Annotated in this window: 18 protein-coding genes; 17 read left to right on the top strand and 1 reads right to left on the bottom strand. The window is 33.6% G+C overall.

Annotation, left to right across the window (positions count from 1 at the left end):
* Positions 1-18: 18 nt before the first annotated feature.
* From LNP81_RS07735 to LNP81_RS07685, 11 genes are all read left to right on the top strand, one after another.
* Positions 19-2133, top strand: a complete 2115-nt coding sequence (locus LNP81_RS07735) for a glycoside hydrolase family 97 protein (protein ID WP_230034758.1) — start codon at positions 19-21, stop codon at positions 2131-2133.
* Positions 2134-2239: 106 nt separating this feature from the next.
* On the top strand, positions 2240-4117 hold the full coding sequence (locus tag LNP81_RS07730; RefSeq protein WP_230034756.1) for a glycoside hydrolase family 13 protein: 1878 nt from the start codon (positions 2240-2242) through the stop codon (positions 4115-4117).
* A 395-nt stretch (positions 4118-4512) separates the two neighbouring features.
* Positions 4513-6102, top strand: a complete 1590-nt coding sequence (locus LNP81_RS07725; protein WP_230034754.1) for an alpha-amylase family glycosyl hydrolase — start codon at positions 4513-4515, stop codon at positions 6100-6102.
* 184 nt (positions 6103-6286) lie between these two features.
* The gene (locus LNP81_RS07720; protein ID WP_230034752.1) at positions 6287-6964 is read left to right on the top strand and encodes a glycerophosphodiester phosphodiesterase; all 678 of its coding nucleotides are present in this window, start codon (positions 6287-6289) and stop codon (positions 6962-6964) included.
* 146 nt (positions 6965-7110) lie between these two features.
* Entirely contained in the window at positions 7111-8319 is a 1209-nt protein-coding gene (locus tag LNP81_RS07715) for a BaiN/RdsA family NAD(P)/FAD-dependent oxidoreductase (RefSeq protein WP_230034750.1), read from the top strand.
* Between the two features lie 4 nt (positions 8320-8323).
* Positions 8324-8971: an HAD family hydrolase gene (locus tag LNP81_RS07710; protein ID WP_230034748.1), complete on the top strand. Its 648-nt coding sequence runs from the start codon at positions 8324-8326 to the stop codon at positions 8969-8971.
* Between the two features lie 2 nt (positions 8972-8973).
* Positions 8974-9546, top strand: coding sequence for a Crp/Fnr family transcriptional regulator (locus tag LNP81_RS07705; protein WP_230034747.1), 573 nt, complete (start codon positions 8974-8976; stop codon positions 9544-9546).
* Between the two features lie 60 nt (positions 9547-9606).
* The gene (locus tag LNP81_RS07700) at positions 9607-10272 is read left to right on the top strand and encodes an MBL fold metallo-hydrolase (protein WP_230034745.1); all 666 of its coding nucleotides are present in this window, start codon (positions 9607-9609) and stop codon (positions 10270-10272) included.
* A gap of 77 nt (positions 10273-10349) precedes the next feature.
* Positions 10350-11081, top strand: a complete 732-nt coding sequence (locus LNP81_RS07695) for a hypothetical protein (protein WP_230034743.1) — start codon at positions 10350-10352, stop codon at positions 11079-11081.
* Positions 11082-11104: 23 nt separating this feature from the next.
* Complete coding sequence (locus LNP81_RS07690; protein ID WP_230034742.1) at positions 11105-11842, top strand: hypothetical protein; 738 nt, start codon at positions 11105-11107, stop codon at positions 11840-11842.
* Between the two features lie 9 nt (positions 11843-11851).
* Positions 11852-12601 carry a hypothetical protein gene (locus LNP81_RS07685; RefSeq protein WP_230034740.1) on the top strand — a complete coding sequence of 250 codons (750 nt, stop codon included), beginning with the start codon at positions 11852-11854 and terminating at the stop codon, positions 12599-12601.
* Between the two features lie 5 nt (positions 12602-12606).
* Here LNP81_RS07685 and LNP81_RS07680 read toward each other — a convergent pair whose 3' ends face one another.
* Complete coding sequence (locus LNP81_RS07680) at positions 12607-13089, bottom strand: TspO/MBR family protein (protein WP_121322650.1); 483 nt, start codon at positions 13087-13089, stop codon at positions 12607-12609.
* Between the two features lie 144 nt (positions 13090-13233).
* Between LNP81_RS07680 and LNP81_RS07675 the strand changes: the two genes are divergently transcribed.
* From LNP81_RS07675 to LNP81_RS07650, 6 genes are all read left to right on the top strand, one after another.
* Positions 13234-14334, top strand: a complete 1101-nt coding sequence (locus LNP81_RS07675; RefSeq protein WP_230034738.1) for a diphosphomevalonate decarboxylase — start codon at positions 13234-13236, stop codon at positions 14332-14334.
* A gap of 31 nt (positions 14335-14365) precedes the next feature.
* Positions 14366-14515, top strand: a complete 150-nt coding sequence (locus LNP81_RS07670) for a hypothetical protein (RefSeq protein ID WP_230034736.1) — start codon at positions 14366-14368, stop codon at positions 14513-14515.
* Between the two features lie 2 nt (positions 14516-14517).
* Positions 14518-15456 (top strand): mevalonate kinase family protein, encoded by a 939-nt coding sequence (locus LNP81_RS07665; protein ID WP_230034734.1) that lies wholly within the window; start codon positions 14518-14520, stop codon positions 15454-15456.
* Between the two features lie 75 nt (positions 15457-15531).
* Positions 15532-16122 carry a DUF502 domain-containing protein gene (locus tag LNP81_RS07660; protein ID WP_230034732.1) on the top strand — a complete coding sequence of 197 codons (591 nt, stop codon included), beginning with the start codon at positions 15532-15534 and terminating at the stop codon, positions 16120-16122.
* A 67-nt stretch (positions 16123-16189) separates the two neighbouring features.
* On the top strand, positions 16190-17146 hold the full coding sequence (locus tag LNP81_RS07655) for a geranylgeranylglycerol-phosphate geranylgeranyltransferase (protein WP_230034730.1): 957 nt from the start codon (positions 16190-16192) through the stop codon (positions 17144-17146).
* A 404-nt stretch (positions 17147-17550) separates the two neighbouring features.
* A complete protein-coding gene (locus LNP81_RS07650; protein ID WP_230034728.1) occupies positions 17551-18459 on the top strand; it encodes a pseudouridine synthase in 909 nt (302 codons plus the stop codon).
* The last annotated feature ends 47 nt before the right edge of the window (positions 18460-18506 follow it).

The following is an 18506-nucleotide window of genomic DNA, read 5'->3' as shown; positions in this document are numbered from 1 at the left end:
ACTCTAAAACTAAAAAACATGAAAAACTTATTTTTCGCAAGTTTAATCTTGTTTGCTTTTAGCTCCATTGCAGAAGCACAACAATTAAAATCACCCGAAGGCAAGTTCGTAATGGAATTTTCGCTTCAAAACGACGGAACTCCAACTTATAATCTGAAATACAAGAACAAAGAGGTTATCAAAACCAGTAAATTAGGTCTTGAACTAAAAGATGATAAAAAATCTTTATTGAATGATTTTACAGTTGTTGATTCTAAAACTTCCACTTTTGATGAAACCTGGAAACCAGTTTGGGGCGAAGTAGACAAAATTAGAAATCATTATAATGAATTGGCTGTAACTTTAAATCAAAAAGGAACCGACAGACAAATCGTAATTCGTTTCCGTTTGTTCGATGACGGACTTGGATTTAGATACGAATTTCCAACTCAAAAAAACCTTACCTATTTCATTATCAAGGAAGAGAGATCTCAATTTGCTATGGCGGGCGACCACACAGCTTTTTGGATTCCGGGAGATTATGATACTCAGGAATATGATTATACAAAATCTAAATTATCTGAAATCAGAGGTTTATCTGAAAAAGCATTTACAGCAAATGTTTCGCAAAAATCTTTTTCTCCAACAGGAGTTCAGACTGCTTTAATGTTAAAAACAAATGATGGTTTATACATCAACTTACACGAAGCAGCTTTGATCAACTATTCTTGTATGCACTTGAATCTTGATGATAAAACCATGACTTTTACTTCTTGGTTAACACCGGATGCAAAAGGCGACAAAGGATACATGCAAGCACCAAGTCATTCTCCTTGGAGAACTATTATGGTAAGTGATGACGCAAGAGAAATCTTAGCTTCAAAAATGACTTATAACTTAAACAATCCATCTAAAATTGAAAATACTTCGTGGATTAAACCGGTAAAATATATTGGTGTTTGGTGGGAAATGATTACAGGAAAAAGCTCTTGGTCATACACAAACGATTTTCCAACAGTTCAATTGGGTGTTTCTGATTTTTCTAAAGCAAAACCAAACGGAACTCACGGAGCAACAAACGCTAACGTAAAAAAATACATTGATTTTGCTGCTGCAAATGGTTTCGATGCTGTTTTGGTTGAAGGATGGAACGAAGGTTGGGAAGACTGGTTTGGTCACTCAAAAGATTATGTTTTTGATTTCGTAACGCCTTATCCTGATTTTGATGTAAAAGGTTTACACGAATATGCAAAATCTAAAGGTGTAAAAATTATCATGCACCACGAAACTTCAGGTTCTGTTCGTAATTACGAGCGTCACATGGATGCTGCTTATAAATTCATGAATGACAACGGATATGATGCTGTAAAAAGCGGTTATGTTGGAGATATTTTACCTCGCGGTGAAAACCATTACAATCAATGGATCGTAAATCACTATCAATATGCAATCGAAAAAGCAGCTGATTATAAAATTATGGTAAATGCTCACGAAGCAGTTCGCCCAACAGGAATTGCGAGAACATATCCTAACTTAATTGGAAACGAGTCTGCAAGAGGAACAGAATATCAAGCTTTTGGAGGTTCTAAACCAAATCATGTAACAGTTTTACCATTTACTCGTTTAATTGGCGGACCAATGGATTATACTCCTGGAATCTTCGAAATGGATATCAGTAAAATGAATCCTGATAACAAATCTCATGTAAATAGTACGATTGCAAATCAATTGGCTTTATACGTTACAATGTACAGCCCATTGCAAATGGCGGCAGATACTCCTGAGAACTACAACCGTTTCCCTGATGCATTCCAATTCATTAAAGATGTTGCTGTAGATTGGTCAGAAAGTAAATATATCGAAGCTGAGCCAGGCGATTTTATCACTGTTGCCCGTAAAGCAAAAGGAACAAATAACTGGTTCGTAGGAAACGTAAACGGAGAAACTCCTCGTACATCAAACATCGATTTCAGTTTCCTTGAAAAAGGTAAAAAATATACGGCTACAATTTATGCTGATGCAAAAGATGCACATTACAAAACAAATCCGCAAGCTTATACCATCAAAAAAATTGCTTTAACAAACAAATCAAAATTATCGCAGTTATCTGCTCCAGGCGGAGGTTATGCTATTAGTATTATCGAAACCAAATAAATAATTAATTAATCTTATAAAATGTAAGTTCATTTAAAATTAAAATCTCTCAGTTTTTTTCTTAAGTGTTCTTACATTTTTTATATGGTTTAAATTCTTCTTTACTATGAATATCCAAAAAATAACATTAAACCTCAACCATTCATTCTATACAATAATTTTATTCGTTTTATTGTTTTCCGCTTCCGCGAAAGCGCAAATCCAGAAAGTAGAGCCGCCATTTTGGTACGCCGGAATGAAAAATCCGGAACTGCAAATCATGTTCTACGGAAAAAATATTGCACAATATGAAGCTTCGGTTTCAAACAATGTGGTGATTAAAAATGTAGAGAAAACAGAAAATCCAAACTACCTTTTTGTTACAATTGACACACAAAATTTAAAAGCTTCTGAATTGGTTTTCTCTTTCAAAACCAAAAACAAAGTTGCTTTTACGCAGAAATATTCGCTTAAAGAAAGAAGAGCAAATTCAGCAAACAGAAAAAGTTACGATGCATCGGATATGATGTATTTGATTATGCCGGATCGTTTTGCAAACGGAAATCCGAAAAATGACAGCAATGCTGCTTTAACAGAAAAAGGAAATCGTCAGGATCCAAGCGGCCGTCACGGTGGAGATATCGAAGGAATTATCAAAAACTTAGATTATATTTCTTCTCTTGGTGCAACCACAATCTGGAACACGCCTTTATGCGAAGACAACGACAAACAACATTCGTATCATACTTACGGACAATCTGATGTTTATAAAATAGATCCTCGTTACGGAACCAATGAAGATTATGTTCGTTTGGCTGCCGAAATGCACAAAAAAGACATGAAACTGGTTATGGATTATGTGACCAATCACTGGGGAATCACGCATTGGATGATCAAAGATATGCCAACTAAAACCTGGTTCAATCAATTCGAAACTTTCACACAAACACATCACCGTCGTGAAGTTATTACTGATATTCACGCTTCAAAAATAGATCAGGAAGTTTGTGTCGATGGATGGTTTGTGCCTTCTATGCCGGATTTAAACCTAAGAAATCCTTTAGTTGCAAAATACTTAACGCAAAATGCTATTTGGTGGATTGAATATGCAGATCTTGACGGATTTAGAGTAGATACTTATAATTATTCTGATCAAACAGCTATGGCAAATTGGGCAAAATCAATTACAAATGAATACCCTAACTTTAATATTGTGGGTGAGATCTGGATGCACAATCAGGCGAATTTAGCATATTGGCAAAAAGACAGTAAAATTGGCGCGATTGAAAATTACAATTCGAATTTACCAAGTGTAATGGATTTTACACTTCAAAGTCAGGTTACATCTGCTTTCAGCGAAGATCAACCAAGCTGGGACAACGGAATGATTAAATTCTACAACAATTTTGCAATGGATTTTTTATATCCAAACCCAAATAATATTTTGGTTTTTGCCGAAAATCATGACACAGATCGTATGAATGATAAGCTTAAATACGATTTTCCAAAATACAAACTGGCCATGACTTTATTGGCTACAGTTCGTGGAATTCCGCAATTGTATTATGGTTCAGAAATTGGAATGGGCGGCGACAAAGGCAAAGGTGGCGACGCAGACATTCGTCAGGACTTTCCTGGCGGATGGGCCGGTGATAAAAACAACGCGTTTACCACAACAGGACGAACCGCTGATCAGGCCAAATACTTTGATTTTACTTCAAAATTATTCAACTGGAGAAAAACAAATGAAGCTGTTCATTTCGGGAAAATGACACACTATATTCCGGAAAACAACACGTATGTTTATTTTAGATATACCGATGCTAAAACAGTAATGGTCGTTTTCAATAACAACGCTACAGCACAAACTATCAAAACAAATCGTTTTAAAGAAAACATCAAAAACTTTAAATCCGGTAAAGATGTTTTGACTGGAAAAACATTCGATTTAGCTTCTGAAATTAGTTTAGAACCAAAATCAGCTGTTGTTTTAGAATTAGAATAAGCTATTGCAAGCAAAGTTTTTTAGCCACAGATTAAAAGATTAAAATGATTTTTTTTAATCTGTGTTAATCATTTAATCTGTGGCTATTATTTTTTTTTCGCCACGAGTTCACGAATTTTATTAAACAATAATTTGTGAATTCGTAGCGTTTTTTTTTACCTAATAGCTATGTTTAAATGATTTGTCATTTATTTTGATCTAAATCGAAAGAATAAAAACCTATGTTTCTATGTGTTTAAAATTTACACACAGGATTCACAACACTATAAAACAATAATTCGTGAATTCGTGGCTAACTTTTTTCTACAAATTACAAATACATGTTAAATTTAAAATAATCCAAAAAATAAGCTTTCCTTTTTTTATCTTTAATATTCTGGCTTAAATCAGTTGCAATGGATAATGACAATACTTTGAAAGTTCCTTTCGTTTGGGAAGGAGCAAATGTTTACTTTTTACTTACCGATCGTTTTTATAACGGAGATACTTCAAACGATTTAAACTTTAACCGAACCAAAACTCCCGGAAAATTACGCGGTTTTGAAGGTGGAGATCTTATCGGAATTATCAAAAAAATAGACGAAGGTTACTTTAATGAATTAGGAATAAATGTTATTTGGCTTACGCCAATTGTAGAGCAAATTCACGATGGCGTCGACGAAGGAACCGGACTTAGTTATGGCTATCACGGTTATTGGGCAAGAGACTGGACGTCTTTAGATCCTAACTTCGGAACAAAAGAAGATTTAGCCAATTTGGTTAAAAAAGCGCACGAAAAAGGCATCAGAATCATGCTTGACGGCGTGATAAACCACACCGGACCTGTAACTCCCGAAGATCCAATGTGGCCGGAAGACTGGGTAAGAACCGGAGTTGTTTGTGATTACAAATCATTCGAAAATACTACAATGTGTACATTAGTAGATAATCTTCCGGATGTGAGAACCGAAAGTGATCAGGAAGTACCAATACCCTTTTTTTTAATCGAAAAATGGAACAAAGAAGGCCGCTATGAAAAAGAAATTGCTTCAATCAATGAATTTTTCAGAAGAACCGGCTATCCCCGAACGCCCAAATATTATATCATAAAATGGTTAACCGATTATATTCTGGAATTTGGAATTGACGGTTACAGATGCGATACTGTAAAACATACTGAAGAAATTGTTTGGCTCGATTTTAAAAAAGAATGTGACTACGCTTTTGAAACCTGGAAAAAACACCATCCTTTACAGGTTTTAGATCAAAACCCATTTTATACCATTGCTGAAGTTTATGGTTATGAAATCAGCAGTGGACAAGATTATGATTTTGGGGATCGAAAAGTAAATTATTTTGAACATGGCTTCAACAGCATGATCAATTTTGAATTTAAACTGGATGCTCAAAACGATTATGAAGCGATATTTTCTAAATATTCAGCCAAACTTCAAAATGAATTAAAAGGATATAGCGTTCTTAATTACGTATCGTCGCACGATGATCCCGATCCTTTTGATGCGCATCGTAACCGAACTTTCGAATCAGGAACCAAATTGTTGCTTTCTCCCGGAATGTCACAGGTGTATTATGGTGACGAATCTGGTCGCGCTCTAATTATAGAAGGTACACAAGGCGATGCTACTTTGCGATCTTTCATGAACTGGGATGATATTCAAAACAATCCTGAAACACAAAGAATATTGTGGCATTGGCAAAAACTAGGGCAATTTCGAAGAAATCATCCCGCAGTTGGCGCAGGAATACACAACCTGATTTCGGCAAAACCATATATATTTTCGAGAAGTTATACAAATGGAAATTATACCGATCAGGTTATAATTGGTTTAGATCTTGGCCTTGGTCTAAAAGAACTTCCCGTAGCATCTATTTTTCAGGATGGAACTAAACTACGAGATACTTTTTCTGGTGAAGAAACAGAAGTTCAGGACGGAAAAGCATTTGTACATTCTGAATTTGGACTTGTTTTATTGGAACTTGCTTAACCGCAACGAACGCTAAGACATTCGCAAAGGTCGCAAGGTTTTTTAGCCACAGATTAAAACGATTAAAATGATTTTAAAAATCTGCGCTAATCTTTTTAATCTGTGGCTAACTTTTTTTCTAATCCTTGCGACCTTTGCGTAAAACTTTGCGACCTTTGCGGTTAAACGGTTAAACTCTCCATACATGCTAAAAATAGCTCATCGCGGTGCCAAAGGATACGAACCTGAGAATACGCTAAAGTCTTTTCAAAAAGCATTAGACCTAAGTGCTGACGGAATCGAACTCGATGTTCACCTTAGTTCTGACGGACATATTATAGTCATTCACGATGAAACCATCGACAGAACGACCAACGGCAAAGGTTTGGTAAACAGTTTTTCTTTAGCTGAATTACAGACGTTTTTAATTGATGGAGAATATCAAATACCAACTTTAAACGAAGTATTTGATTTGGTAAACAAAAAATGCCTTATCAATATCGAATTAAAAGGTTTAGGAACTGCTGATAAAGTTGTTGCCTTAATCGAAGAATATATTGCTGATAAAAACTGGAATTACGGTCATTTCATCGTTTCTAGTTTTGAATGGAATATGCTACAAGAAACATCAAATCTAAATTCAAATATTGCAATTGGAGTTTTAACCGAAGAAGATATAGATAAAGCTTTGGCTTTCGCCGAATTAATACAAGCAGAAGCCATTAATCCCGATTATCAGTTATTGAATGCTGAAAACGTAAAACAAATACAAGAAAAAGGATTTCTTGTTTTACCCTGGACAGTTGACAAAGAAGAAGACATTCAAAGAATAAAAAGCTATAATGTAGACGGAATCATCAGTGATTTTCCGGATAGATTATAATTAAAAGAATAGCCACAGATTTCACAGATTTTCCAATCCTTTTAATCTGTGAAATCTGTGGCAAAAAAAGAAAAAACCACAACATTTAAAATTTGCGCTAATTCGTGCAATTCGTGGCAAAAAAATCAGTGGTAAAAAAATAAAATATGATCAAAAATTTCGACATAATAATTGTTGGCGGAGGCGCTGCAGGTTTTTTTACAGCAATTAATATTGCAGAGAAAAATCCGAAACTAAAAATTGCCATTTTAGAAAGAGGAAAAGAAGTACTTTCTAAAGTCCGTGTTTCCGGCGGCGGAAGATGTAATGTAACCCACGCTTGTTTTGAACCGAATGAATTGGTCAAATTTTATCCGCGTGGAGAGAAAGAACTTCGTGGACCTTTCCATCAATTTTGTTCGGGAGATACTATCGAATGGTTCGAAAAACATGGAGTAGAACTTAAAATCGAAGACGATGGCAGAATGTTCCCAGTCTCAAATTCTTCTCAAACCATAATAGATTGTTTCTTAGAAGCAACCGGAAAATTAGGTATTAAAGTCCTGACGGGACAAAGTGTACAATCGATTTTTAACGCTGAAAATCATTGGAAAATTGATACTCAGGATGAAAATTACGCTACCGAAAAATTAGTTCTGGCAACAGGAAGTAACCCGAAAATTTGGGAAATGTTACAAACACAAGGACACGCCATTGTGAGTCCTGTCCCTTCCCTATTTACTTTCAACATCAAAGATTCCCGTATAAAAGAATTACCAGGCGTTGCTGCACAAGTTACCATAAACGTAAAAGATACCAAACTCGAATCGACCGGACCTTTATTGATCACGCATTGGGGAATGAGCGGTCCTGCAATTTTGAAACTTTCGGCATGGGGAGCTCGTACTTTATTCGATAAAAATTATCAGTTTACAATCTATGTAAATTGGTTAAATGATGTTGATCCTGAAGATGCCGAGAAAATCCTGAAAGACTTAAAACAGGAACATGCTAAAAAAGCCGTTTCTAAAAAATCACCTTTCGAATTCCCGAATCGTTTGTGGGAAAGTCTGGTTTTAGCATCAGGAATCGAAGCGGAAACAAAATGGGCCGATTTATCTAAAATTCAATTGCAAAATTTAACTTCTCAACTTACAAAAGCCGAATTTAAAGTAAACGGAAAAAGTACTTTCAAAGAAGAATTTGTAACTGCAGGCGGAATCGATTTGAAAGAAATTAATTTTAAAACCATGGAAAGCAAATTGCATCAAAACCTTTATTTTGCCGGAGAAATCGTTAATATCGATGCCATAACGGGAGGTTTCAATTTCCAAAATGCCTGGACAAGCGGGTTTATTTTAGCCAATAATATATAATACAATGAAATTTAAAGGAATTATTTTTGATTTAGACGGAACGTTAGTAAACTCATTAGAAGACATTTCAGATGCAATGAATACCGTTCTTACAGGTCTAAATTATCCCACTCATACATACGAAACTTATCAATATTTTATTGGAAGCGGTTTACGAAATTTGGTTAGCAAAGCACTGCCCGCAACAAATAACTCAGACGAACAAATCGAAATTTGTTTTGAATGTATGATTAACGAATACCGAGAAATCTGTACACTGAAAACAAAACCATACGATGGAATCGTCGAGTTGCTAAAAAACCTGACCTCACAAAACATCAAAATGGCTGTTTTCTCTAACAAAGCCGATGAACTGACCAAAAAGATCGCAACAGAAGTATTTCCAAATCATTTTGATACTGCAATTGGTTTAAATACAGAAGAGCTAAAGAAACCTAATCCGTTTGAAGCGATTGAAATCAGTAAAAAATGGAATTTAAAACCCGAAGAGATTCTTTTCGTAGGAGATTCGGATATTGATATGCAAACTGCAATTAATGCCAATATGTTTCCTGTTGGGGTTACATGGGGCTACAGAACAGAAAAAGAATTGAAAAGCAGCGGCGCAAAAGTAATACTGAATAATGCTTCGGAATTAATAGAATTATTATAAACATGCACCCTTCCTTAAAAAAACAAATACTATCGATCGCATCGTTTTCTGAAAAGGAAATTGAAAAAATTAATTCTTGTTTTGAATATGAAAGATTTGATGCCAGAGCGGATCTTTCTTCTATTGGAAAAATCAGTAACAAACTCTTTTTTATTGTTGAAGGATTAGCCCGTGTTTATTATTTAAAAGACGGAAAAGAAATCACTACTTATCTGAGTTGTGACGACGGTTTTATTGCTTCATATTCCAGTTTTATCAATCAAACCACATCTTTTGAAAACATTCAATGTATTGAGGATTGCGAAGTACTTTCGATCCGTCATGAAAAAATGCAGTATTTATATGCTGAAATTCCAAATTGGGAACGTGTAGGCAGAATTCTTGCTGAGCAAAATTACCTTTGCATGGCAGATCGCGTTTTAAAATTACAGATGATTCCGGCGAAAGAAAAATATGCAACTTTTTTAGAATCGGCTCCATCCAAAATAATACAGCGAACGCCTTTAATTTATATAGCTTCCTTTTTAGGAATTACACCCGAATCTTTGAGCAGAATTCGTCAAAACATTTCTTAACATTTATCAAGTAGATTGAAGAACTGAATTCAAATCTTTGCAAATATAAAATTTGAAAAGATGAAGAATATAGCCAGGGATGTTTACCAAATTCCTTTATTTCCCCGCAACGGTATTAATTGTTATGTAATTGAAGATGTACTTATTGATGCCGGAATTGGAAGTTCCGGAAATATCATTTTGAATGCTCTAAAAAATAAGACAATAACCAAACACGTATTAACTCACGCTCATGCGGACCATCAGGGAAGCAGTAAAATTATTTGCGAGAGGTTGAATATTCCGCTTTGGTGCAGTGAACCAGAAAAACAAGCCGCAGAAAACGGAAATGTCATTTCTGAATACCCAAATCCGAATCATATTATTTCAAAATTCCAAAAGAAATTCTGGGCAGGAAAAGGACATCCCGTTTCTCATACATTAAAAGAAGGAGACAGTATTGCCGGATTTACCGTTATTGAAACTCCGGGGCATTCCAGCGGTCATTTATCTTTTTTCAGGGAATTTGATGGCGTTCTTATTGTTGGGGATGTTATGACCAATATGAATTTATTAACTACAATTGTTGGTTTGCATGAACCGCCAAGTCTGTTTACAAATAATCAGCAAAAAAATAGAGAATCGATTAAAAAGCTGGCTTCTTTAAAACCTAAAATACTTTGTTTTGGACATGGTCCTGTTTTAGTAAATAATGATGAATTGGAAAACTTTGTGAGTAAACTATAATTAACAAGAATTTACAGATTCGATAAGTTTTCGTTAAGACAATTCTAATAATTTTACTTTTAGCTAAATACCATTAGATGAAAGTAAAATTACTCACCACAATTTCTTTTTTTACCTGCCAACTTTCTATTTCTCAAACAGAAAAGCTATTAAAGGGCAAAGTTTTATCTGAAACGTTTGCGCTTAAAAATGTAGAAGTAATCAATAAAACATCTAAGATAAGCACCACCACTAATGAATTGGGAGAATTCTCCATTTTAGTTAATGCTAAAGACAGTTTGATATTTTTCTCGAAAGATTATTTCTTCAAAAGAATAAAACTTACTCAAACAGACCTTAACAAGAATGATATTGTTGTAAATATGATTTTAAAACCCGAAGAATTAGAGGAAGTTGTAATTACAAACATCAAATTTCCCCATGTTGGTGCCGCGGGTGTAGGTTCTACTGTATTCCCTTCTGCTTCTTTGCATAAATATACTGGAGTTTACGACGGAAGTATTGTAAATGGTATGAATTTTATTGCAGTAGGCGGCTTTATTGCTGATTTATTTAAAAAAGAAAAAGATACACCCAAAAAGAAAGTTTCTAAAGTTGATTTTAAAAAATTAGCAGCTTCAATTCCAGAAGATTTTTTTACTAAAGATTTAAAACTTAAACCAGAAGAAAAAGAATTATTTATAGAACTATGCGATGCTGATCCTAAATCGAAAATGATTTTAGATCACAACAATATCCTAACAACAATGGATTTTTTATATGCTAAAAACATAGAATTCCAGAAACTGAAAACGGAACTTAAAAATTAAAAAAGATTAAAAAAACTTTTCAAATGAAAGTAAAACTGCTTACCACAATTTCTTTTTTAACTTACCAGCTTTCTATTTCTCAAACAGAAAAACTGCTTTACGGAAAAGTTATTTCTAAAGATTATCCGCTTAATAAAGTTGAGGTTATAAACAAAACCGCCAAAACAAGTACGAGAACAAATGAATTGGGAGAGTTTTCTATTTTAGCAAAAGAGCAGGACAGTCTATTGTTTTTTTCAAAGGATTATTTATTTACAAGATTGAAGCTAACTTTGAAAGATCTGGAAAAAAGCTATCTCATTGTTGAGATGACTCAAAAAGCCGAGGAATTGGAGAATGTTGTAGTTTCCAGATCTATTTTTAAAAAAACTGAACTTAAAAAAATCGCCAATGACAGAGAAGAAATAAATAAAATCAAAATTCGCAAGCAATTTGATGATGTTACTAACAAGGTTACTGTTTATGATGGTAAAATTAAAAATGCTATAAATATTATTTACCCTATTTTTGACAAACCGAAGAAAAAGATTGAGCCACGTGACGATCATTTTAAGAAACTTGCCATCGCTTCTTGTCCTCCAGATTTTTTCATCAAAAATTTAAAAATAAACCCCGAAGAAAAAGAAATTTTCTTAAACTTTTGTAATGCCGATCCAAAATCTAAAACACTTTTAGAAAAATCAAATGATTTGGAATTGATAGACTTTCTATATGCTAAAAATGAAGAGTTTAAAAAGTTAAATACAGGATTTAAAAACTAAAATTCATTCATGAAAGTAAAATTGCTCACTATAATTTCTTTTTTAACGTATCAGCTTTCTATTTCTCAAACAGAAAAGTTAATCCAGGGAAAGGTATTATCTAATAATTTCCCTCTCAAAAAAGTAGAAGTTATCAATAAAACAGCCAAAACCAGTACAACAACCGATTATTTAGGAGACTTTTCAATTTTGGTTAGACCTAAGGATAGTTTACTTTTCTTTCATAAAAATCACTTTTTTACAAGATTAAAAATATCCCAGGAAAACATTGATAAAAATAATATTATTGTCAACATGATTCCAAGACCTGAAGAATTAGATGAAGTTATAGTAACCAACATGAAACTTGAGCCATTTAAAATTTCCCAACAAGATCTGGATAAAGTAAAATTCGAAAAAGATGCCGCTTCTTTACAAAAATATACAGGTGTTTACGACGGAACTATTCCAAATGGGATGGACTTTTCCCGAATCGGAAAAGGAGTTTTTAATCTATTTAAAAATGATAAGAAAGAAGAATTCAAGAAAAAAACTGAGGATAGTAGCTTTAAGAAACTCGTAGCGGCCTCTATTCCTTCCTCTTTCTTTACTAACGATTTAAAATTAAAACCCGAAGAAAAAGATCTTTTTATTGATTTCTGCGACGCCGACCCAAGATCTAAAAATCTTATAGAAAACAATAATATTTTAACTACAATGGATTTTTTGTATGCTAAAAATGAAATGTTTAAGAAACTAAAAGCAGAAACTAAAAATTAATTTTTTTATCTGTTCAACCACCAAATACTAGCATTCAAAATCCCGGCAAAAGCAACCCAAGCCATATAGGGAATCAGTAAATAACCTGCAGTTTTGTTGATTTTGGTAAACTTTAAATACGTTTCGTAAATCATTAACCATAATAATGCAATTTCGATCAAAGCCAACATGGGATTTTTTAACCCGAAAAATATATACGACCAAATAGCATTCAATGTCAATTGAATCAAAAAGAAACCTAAGGCAACTTTTACTTCCTGGTTTTGTTCCTTTATTTTATCCCAAACCAATCCTGCTGCGACTGCCATTAAAATATAAAGCAATGTCCAAACCGGCATAAAAATCCAATTTGGCGGATTAAAACTTGGTTTTATAATTGTTGGATACCACGTTTCAACACTTGGCCTGGTCACTATGCTTGCAGAATACCCAACCATTAAACAAATTATTAATGCTACGACGATTTTGGTGATCTTGTTTAATTTCATTCTATTCAAATTTTAGTCAAAAATAGTTAAAAAGAAAGTTTAAACCATATAAGTTCATTTTAATCAAAGCCAAACTTATAATTTCTTATATAACTTATATGGTAAAAATATTTAAAAACTATCTTTGCCAAAATTTTATATTTCATGGTTACAGCAACTGATTTTATTCCTAAAAAATATACTTCGACGATCGAAAACGGAAATTTTGAATGGAGCGCTCCCAGCAATATTGCATTAGTAAAATATTGGGGAAAAAAAGACAATCAAATTCCGGCAAATCCATCTGTAAGTTTTACGCTTAATAATTGCAAGACGATTACTAAAGTGGGATTTGAAAAAAGAGATGCTTCGACTTCGCTCAGCACGACAAACAATTTTTCATTTGATTTACTTTTTGAAGGAAAGTCAAAAGAAGATTTCAAACCTAAAATTCAGAAGTTTTTAGAACGAATTGAAGTGTATTTACCTTTTTTGAAAGACTATCATTTTACAATTGATACTCAAAATACGTTTCCGCACAGTTCAGGAATTGCTTCTTCTGCATCTGGAATGGCAGCTTTGGCGATGAATTTTATGAGTTTAGAAAAAGCTTTAAATCCGGAAATGACGGATGAATACTTTTATCAAAAAGCATCATTTTTAGCCCGTTTAGGTTCTGGAAGCGCTTGCAGAAGTGTAAAAGGAAATGTTGTTGCATGGGGAAATCAGGCGAATATTGAAGGAAGTTCTGATTTATTTGGGATTGAATTTCCATATACTATTCATGAGAATTTCAAGAACTATCAGGACACTATTTTATTGGTTGATAAAGGCGAAAAACAAGTTTCGAGCACGGTAGGACATGATTTAATGCACAATCATCCTTATGCCGAAAGACGTTTTGCTCAGGCACATGAAAATCTGGATCAATTAATTGCCATTTTTGAAAGTGGAAATTTAGATGAATTTATTAAAGTGGTCGAAAGTGAAGCTTTGACTTTGCATGCTATGATGATGACATCGATGCCGTATTTTATTTTAATGAAACCAAACACTTTGCAGATCATAAATGCGATCTGGAAATTCAGAAATGAAACCCAAATTCCGGTTTGTTTTACGCTTGATGCCGGTGCAAATGTACATGTCCTTTATCCCGAAAACGTTAGCGAGAAAGTATTACAATTTATTAAGGACGAATTAGTTGTATTTTGTCAGAATCGTCAGTACATTTGCGACCAAATTGGAGAAGGTGCAATTGTATTATAATTTTACGTATCTTTAATTAAAATTTTGATTGATGGGTATCAAAGCAGAAAAAATCAAAGTAATAAAATTGATTATGGAATGTAACAATCCTATAATTATAAGAAAAGTTCGAGAGATTCTTGAGAAGGGATTAAATAAAAAATCTTCTACTCCAAATAAAATAAAGAAAGACATTAAATAAACATGAAAGGACCATTATTTTACTCAAAAATATTACTCTTTGGAGAATACGGAATCATCCGCGACTCTAAAGGACTTTCTATTCCTTATAATTTTTACAATGGTGCATTGAAGAAAATCGAAGATCCTTCGGCTGAAGCAATCGCATCAAATGCAAGTTTACAACGTTTTGCAACTTATCTTGAAACTTTACAAACAGAACAACCGGAATTGGTTGCTTTTGATTTGGTAAGTTTAAAAAATGATGTCGAAACCGGAATGTATTTTGACTCAAGTATTCCGCAAGGATACGGAGTTGGTAGCAGCGGCGCTCTTGTTGCAGCTATTTACGATAAATATGCTACACACAAAATAACAGTTTTAGAGAATTTAACTCGCGAAAAACTGTTACAACTAAAAAATATTTTTGCTCAAATGGAGAGTTTTTTCCACGGAAAAAGTTCTGGTTTAGATCCTTTAAACAGTTATTTGAGTATTCCGATTTTAATTAATTCTAAAGATAATATTGAAGCAACCGGTATTCCGACTCAAAGTTTTGACGGAAAAGGTGCTGTCTTTTTATTAGATTCTGGAATTGTAGGCGAAACAGCTCCTATGGTCAACATTTTTATGGAAAACCTAAAAGACAAAGGTTTCCGTGCAATGCTTAAAAACCAATTTGTAAAATATACTGATGCCTGCGTAGAAAACTTTTTGCATGGCGACATGAAATCGTTGTTCACCAATACTAAAAAGCTATCAAAAGTCGTTTTAAACAACTTTAAACCAATGATCCCGGAACAATTTCACGGAATCTGGCAAAACGGAATTGACACAAACGATTATTACCTAAAACTTTGTGGTTCTGGCGGAGGTGGTTATATTCTTGGCTTTACTGAAGACTTAGAACGTGCTAAAGTATCTTTAAAAGATTATAAATTAGAAGTTGTTTACCAATTCTAATTTTAAACTTCTTTAAAAAAATCCGGCTTATTGAATATCCTTTTCTAGAAATTATCACCCTAAAAGTTATTTAATATGAAAAGCATTTTAAAGATTATCAAAGCAACTTTTTTGGGCGGAATTCTGTTTTTAGCACCAATTGTTTTGTTATTGATTATTCTGGAAAAAGGATATCATATCATTCAGAAAATTACGCTTCCCATAATAAGTCATTTCCCGAAAGTGAAGATTTTAGGATTGGCAATTGAGGAGATTGTAGCCATAATAATCATTTTCATTATTTGTATTACTGCTGGTTTAATTGCCAGAACAGCTTATGCAAAGAAATTGATTCAAAAACTCGAAAACGGAATTTTGAGTTTCATTCCCGGTTATTCGTTCATAAAAAAAACGAACGAAAATATTATGGGTATGGAATCTAATGAAAACTTAAAGGTCGTTCTGGTTCCAACAGATGCAGGAACGCAATTTGCCTTTTTGATAGAGCAAATAAACGATAACAATTTTGCAGTCTTTGTTCCCGCTGCACCAAACCCATGGAGCGGCTCTGTTTGTTTTGTAGAAAAAAAAGACATCAAAGAAGTTAACATTTCTCAAAAAGAAGCCTTAGCTTGCATTCGGAAATTAGGTTTTGGTTCGAAAGCACTGTTAAAGGATAAACTTTAATATTTTTAAACTACTTTCTTTAAATTAAAACAAGCCTTAAATTAAAATCACAAACTAACTTTAAAAAATGTTAAGCAGACAGCATAAACTTTTAGTAATGAAAATTGTTAGTTTGTTCTCAGTAGTGAGAGGTTACAACATTCCTATTATTGTTTTAGCACAATATTTATCTGCGATTTTTATATTGGCTCCGGAAAAAAGAGCGCTTGATATTTTACTTGATTTTAATTTGTTTTTAATCGTTTTTGCTTCGGCAATTACAATTGCTTCGGGTTATATTATTAATAATTTCTACGATAGTCAGAAGGATTTAATTAATCGCCCAAACAAATCGATGCTGGATCGATTGGTGAGTCAGAAAACTAAGCTTTCGGTTTATTTTACGCTTAATTTTATCGCGGTTCTGATGGCTTTGATTGTTTCCTGGCGAGCATTTTTGTTTTTTTCGGCATATATTTTCCTTATTTGGTTTTACTCTCATAAAATAAAAAAATATCCAATTGTTGGTAATTTGACAGCAGCATTTTTGGCTGTTCTGCCTTTTTTCGCTATTCTGCTATATTTCTACAATAAGGTTTCGTTTGAAGAAATCGAAGATCATATGAGTCATTTTATGGTGATTTCGGCACATGCGGTTTTCTTATTTTTATTATTGCTTATTCGCGAAATGATAAAAGATCTGGAGAATCTTAAAGGCGATTTGGTAAACAACTACAGAACCATTCCGATCATTTATAACGAAACGGTTTCTAAACAAATTATTACAGTTCTAACATTTCTAACCGTAATTCCGGTATATATCCTGATCAACATTTATGATGTGGGCTATATGGATATTTACTTTTATATCTGTTTTGCTGTTTTATTGTTTTTCCTGATTTATTTATGGAAATCGAATTCGAAAGGACAGTTTCTGCTTTTGCATAATGTATTGAAATTCCTGATTGTTTCTGGGGTTTGCTGTATTGTTTTGATAAACCCTAGTGTTTTATGGCACGGGAAGAACCTGCTTTTACATCCTTAGAGTGATAGCCCACAGATTGTACGGATTTGACCGGTTTACACTGATTTTTTGTTTGAAATAATTACCACAGAGATACACAAAGGTTTCACAAAGATTCACTGAGTTTTTCTAAATCTTTGTGTATCTCTGTGTTTAAACTTTGTGCATCTCTGTGGTAAAACCCTCCTCTCAAAATGCCTAAAAAAAGCCAATTATCTGAAAATAGCCCCGATTGCAGTGGAAATCCTTTTATTTTTTTTCTTTAAAAAAATAAAAGATTGAAATGAAAAGCGGGACAACATGCCTGAAAAAAAGCCAATTGTACTGCTCCTGCAACCCTAAAAAATAATAGCTATTAATCTAAGAACAATGAACTTAGGATTATTTAGCAAGAATAAACTATCTTTGCACAAATTACAGAATTTATGAACAATAAGGAAGGCAATAATAAAAGAGGTGGTTCTAGGCCAAATAGCTCTAGACCAAACTCTAACAAGCCAAAACCTCCTATGGCGAAGCGCGCCCAAGGGCCAAAAAAAGTGAAACCTGCTGTTAAGGCTGCCGAAGAAGAAAAGGCTGAAAAAATCAAAAAACAGAATCAGGCTCCAAAAAGACAAAAAGCTGCAGACGAAATTCGTTTGAACAAATACATCTCTAATTCTGGTGTTTGTTCGCGTCGTGATGCTGATATATACATTCAGTCCGGGAACGTAAAAGTAAATGGCGTACCGGTTACTGAAATGGGTTATTTAGTAAAATTGAATGATGTTATTAATTTTGATGGTGCTATTTTGACTCCTGAAAAGAAAGAATACATCTTGTTGAACAAACCTAAAAACTTTACAACTGCTCTTGACGAAGGTCAGGAATACCGTAACGTTCTGGAACTTGTTCGTGGTTCTACAACGGCAAAAATTGCTCCGATTGGCAGAATGGACAAAAACACAACGGGTTTATTGTTGTTTACTAATGATACAGATATGATTCGTAAATTTACTTTACCGAGTCAGAAATCATCTAAAATTTATCAGGTTTCTTTAGATAAAAACCTAAAATTCGAGGATTTAGAAAAAATAAGCAAAGGTTTGGTTCTTGACGGACACAGAGTGTTTGTTGAAGAAGTAAGTTATATCGAGAAAGAAGCAAAAAGCGAAGTGGGTCTTAAACTGCGTTCATCAAATGTAAAAGTAGTTCGCGCTATATTCGAACACTTTGAATATGATGTTTTACGTATAGATCGTGTATCGTTTGCTGGTTTGACCAAAAAGAATTTACCTAGAGGTAACTGGCGTTTTTTGACAGATCAAGAAATTATCAATTTGAAAAACGTTTAAGAAACGCTTCAAAAATTGATTTGAATATAAATCCTGTTTTACTTTGT

Origin of the sequence: Flavobacterium piscisymbiosum, from assembly GCF_020905295.1 — a bacterium.
Taxonomy (GTDB): domain Bacteria; phylum Bacteroidota; class Bacteroidia; order Flavobacteriales; family Flavobacteriaceae; genus Flavobacterium; species Flavobacterium piscisymbiosum.
This window is presented reverse-complemented; position numbering and strand designations above follow the sequence as displayed.

What these genes read in the sequence shown, in the direction of transcription:
- LNP81_RS07735 (WP_230034758.1), top strand. Translation starts at nt 19, where the DNA reads ATGAAAAACTTATTTTTCGCAAGTTTAATCTTGTTTGCTTTTAGCTCC.
- LNP81_RS07730 (WP_230034756.1), top strand. Translation starts at nt 2,240, where the DNA reads ATGAATATCCAAAAAATAACATTAAACCTCAACCATTCATTCTATACA.
- LNP81_RS07725 (WP_230034754.1), top strand. Translation starts at nt 4,513, where the DNA reads ATGGATAATGACAATACTTTGAAAGTTCCTTTCGTTTGGGAAGGAGCA.
- LNP81_RS07720 (WP_230034752.1), top strand. Translation starts at nt 6,287, where the DNA reads ATGCTAAAAATAGCTCATCGCGGTGCCAAAGGATACGAACCTGAGAAT.
- LNP81_RS07715 (WP_230034750.1), top strand. Translation starts at nt 7,111, where the DNA reads ATGATCAAAAATTTCGACATAATAATTGTTGGCGGAGGCGCTGCAGGT.
- LNP81_RS07710 (WP_230034748.1), top strand. Translation starts at nt 8,324, where the DNA reads ATGAAATTTAAAGGAATTATTTTTGATTTAGACGGAACGTTAGTAAAC.
- LNP81_RS07705 (WP_230034747.1), top strand. Translation starts at nt 8,974, where the DNA reads ATGCACCCTTCCTTAAAAAAACAAATACTATCGATCGCATCGTTTTCT.
- LNP81_RS07700 (WP_230034745.1), top strand. Translation starts at nt 9,607, where the DNA reads ATGAAGAATATAGCCAGGGATGTTTACCAAATTCCTTTATTTCCCCGC.
- LNP81_RS07695 (WP_230034743.1), top strand. Translation starts at nt 10,350, where the DNA reads ATGAAAGTAAAATTACTCACCACAATTTCTTTTTTTACCTGCCAACTT.
- LNP81_RS07690 (WP_230034742.1), top strand. Translation starts at nt 11,105, where the DNA reads ATGAAAGTAAAACTGCTTACCACAATTTCTTTTTTAACTTACCAGCTT.
- LNP81_RS07685 (WP_230034740.1), top strand. Translation starts at nt 11,852, where the DNA reads ATGAAAGTAAAATTGCTCACTATAATTTCTTTTTTAACGTATCAGCTT.
- LNP81_RS07680 (WP_121322650.1), bottom strand. Translation starts at nt 13,089, where the DNA reads ATGAAATTAAACAAGATCACCAAAATCGTCGTAGCATTAATAATTTGT.
- LNP81_RS07675 (WP_230034738.1), top strand. Translation starts at nt 13,234, where the DNA reads ATGGTTACAGCAACTGATTTTATTCCTAAAAAATATACTTCGACGATC.
- LNP81_RS07670 (WP_230034736.1), top strand. Translation starts at nt 14,366, where the DNA reads ATGGGTATCAAAGCAGAAAAAATCAAAGTAATAAAATTGATTATGGAA.
- LNP81_RS07665 (WP_230034734.1), top strand. Translation starts at nt 14,518, where the DNA reads ATGAAAGGACCATTATTTTACTCAAAAATATTACTCTTTGGAGAATAC.
- LNP81_RS07660 (WP_230034732.1), top strand. Translation starts at nt 15,532, where the DNA reads ATGAAAAGCATTTTAAAGATTATCAAAGCAACTTTTTTGGGCGGAATT.
- LNP81_RS07655 (WP_230034730.1), top strand. Translation starts at nt 16,190, where the DNA reads ATGTTAAGCAGACAGCATAAACTTTTAGTAATGAAAATTGTTAGTTTG.
- LNP81_RS07650 (WP_230034728.1), top strand. Translation starts at nt 17,551, where the DNA reads ATGAACAATAAGGAAGGCAATAATAAAAGAGGTGGTTCTAGGCCAAAT.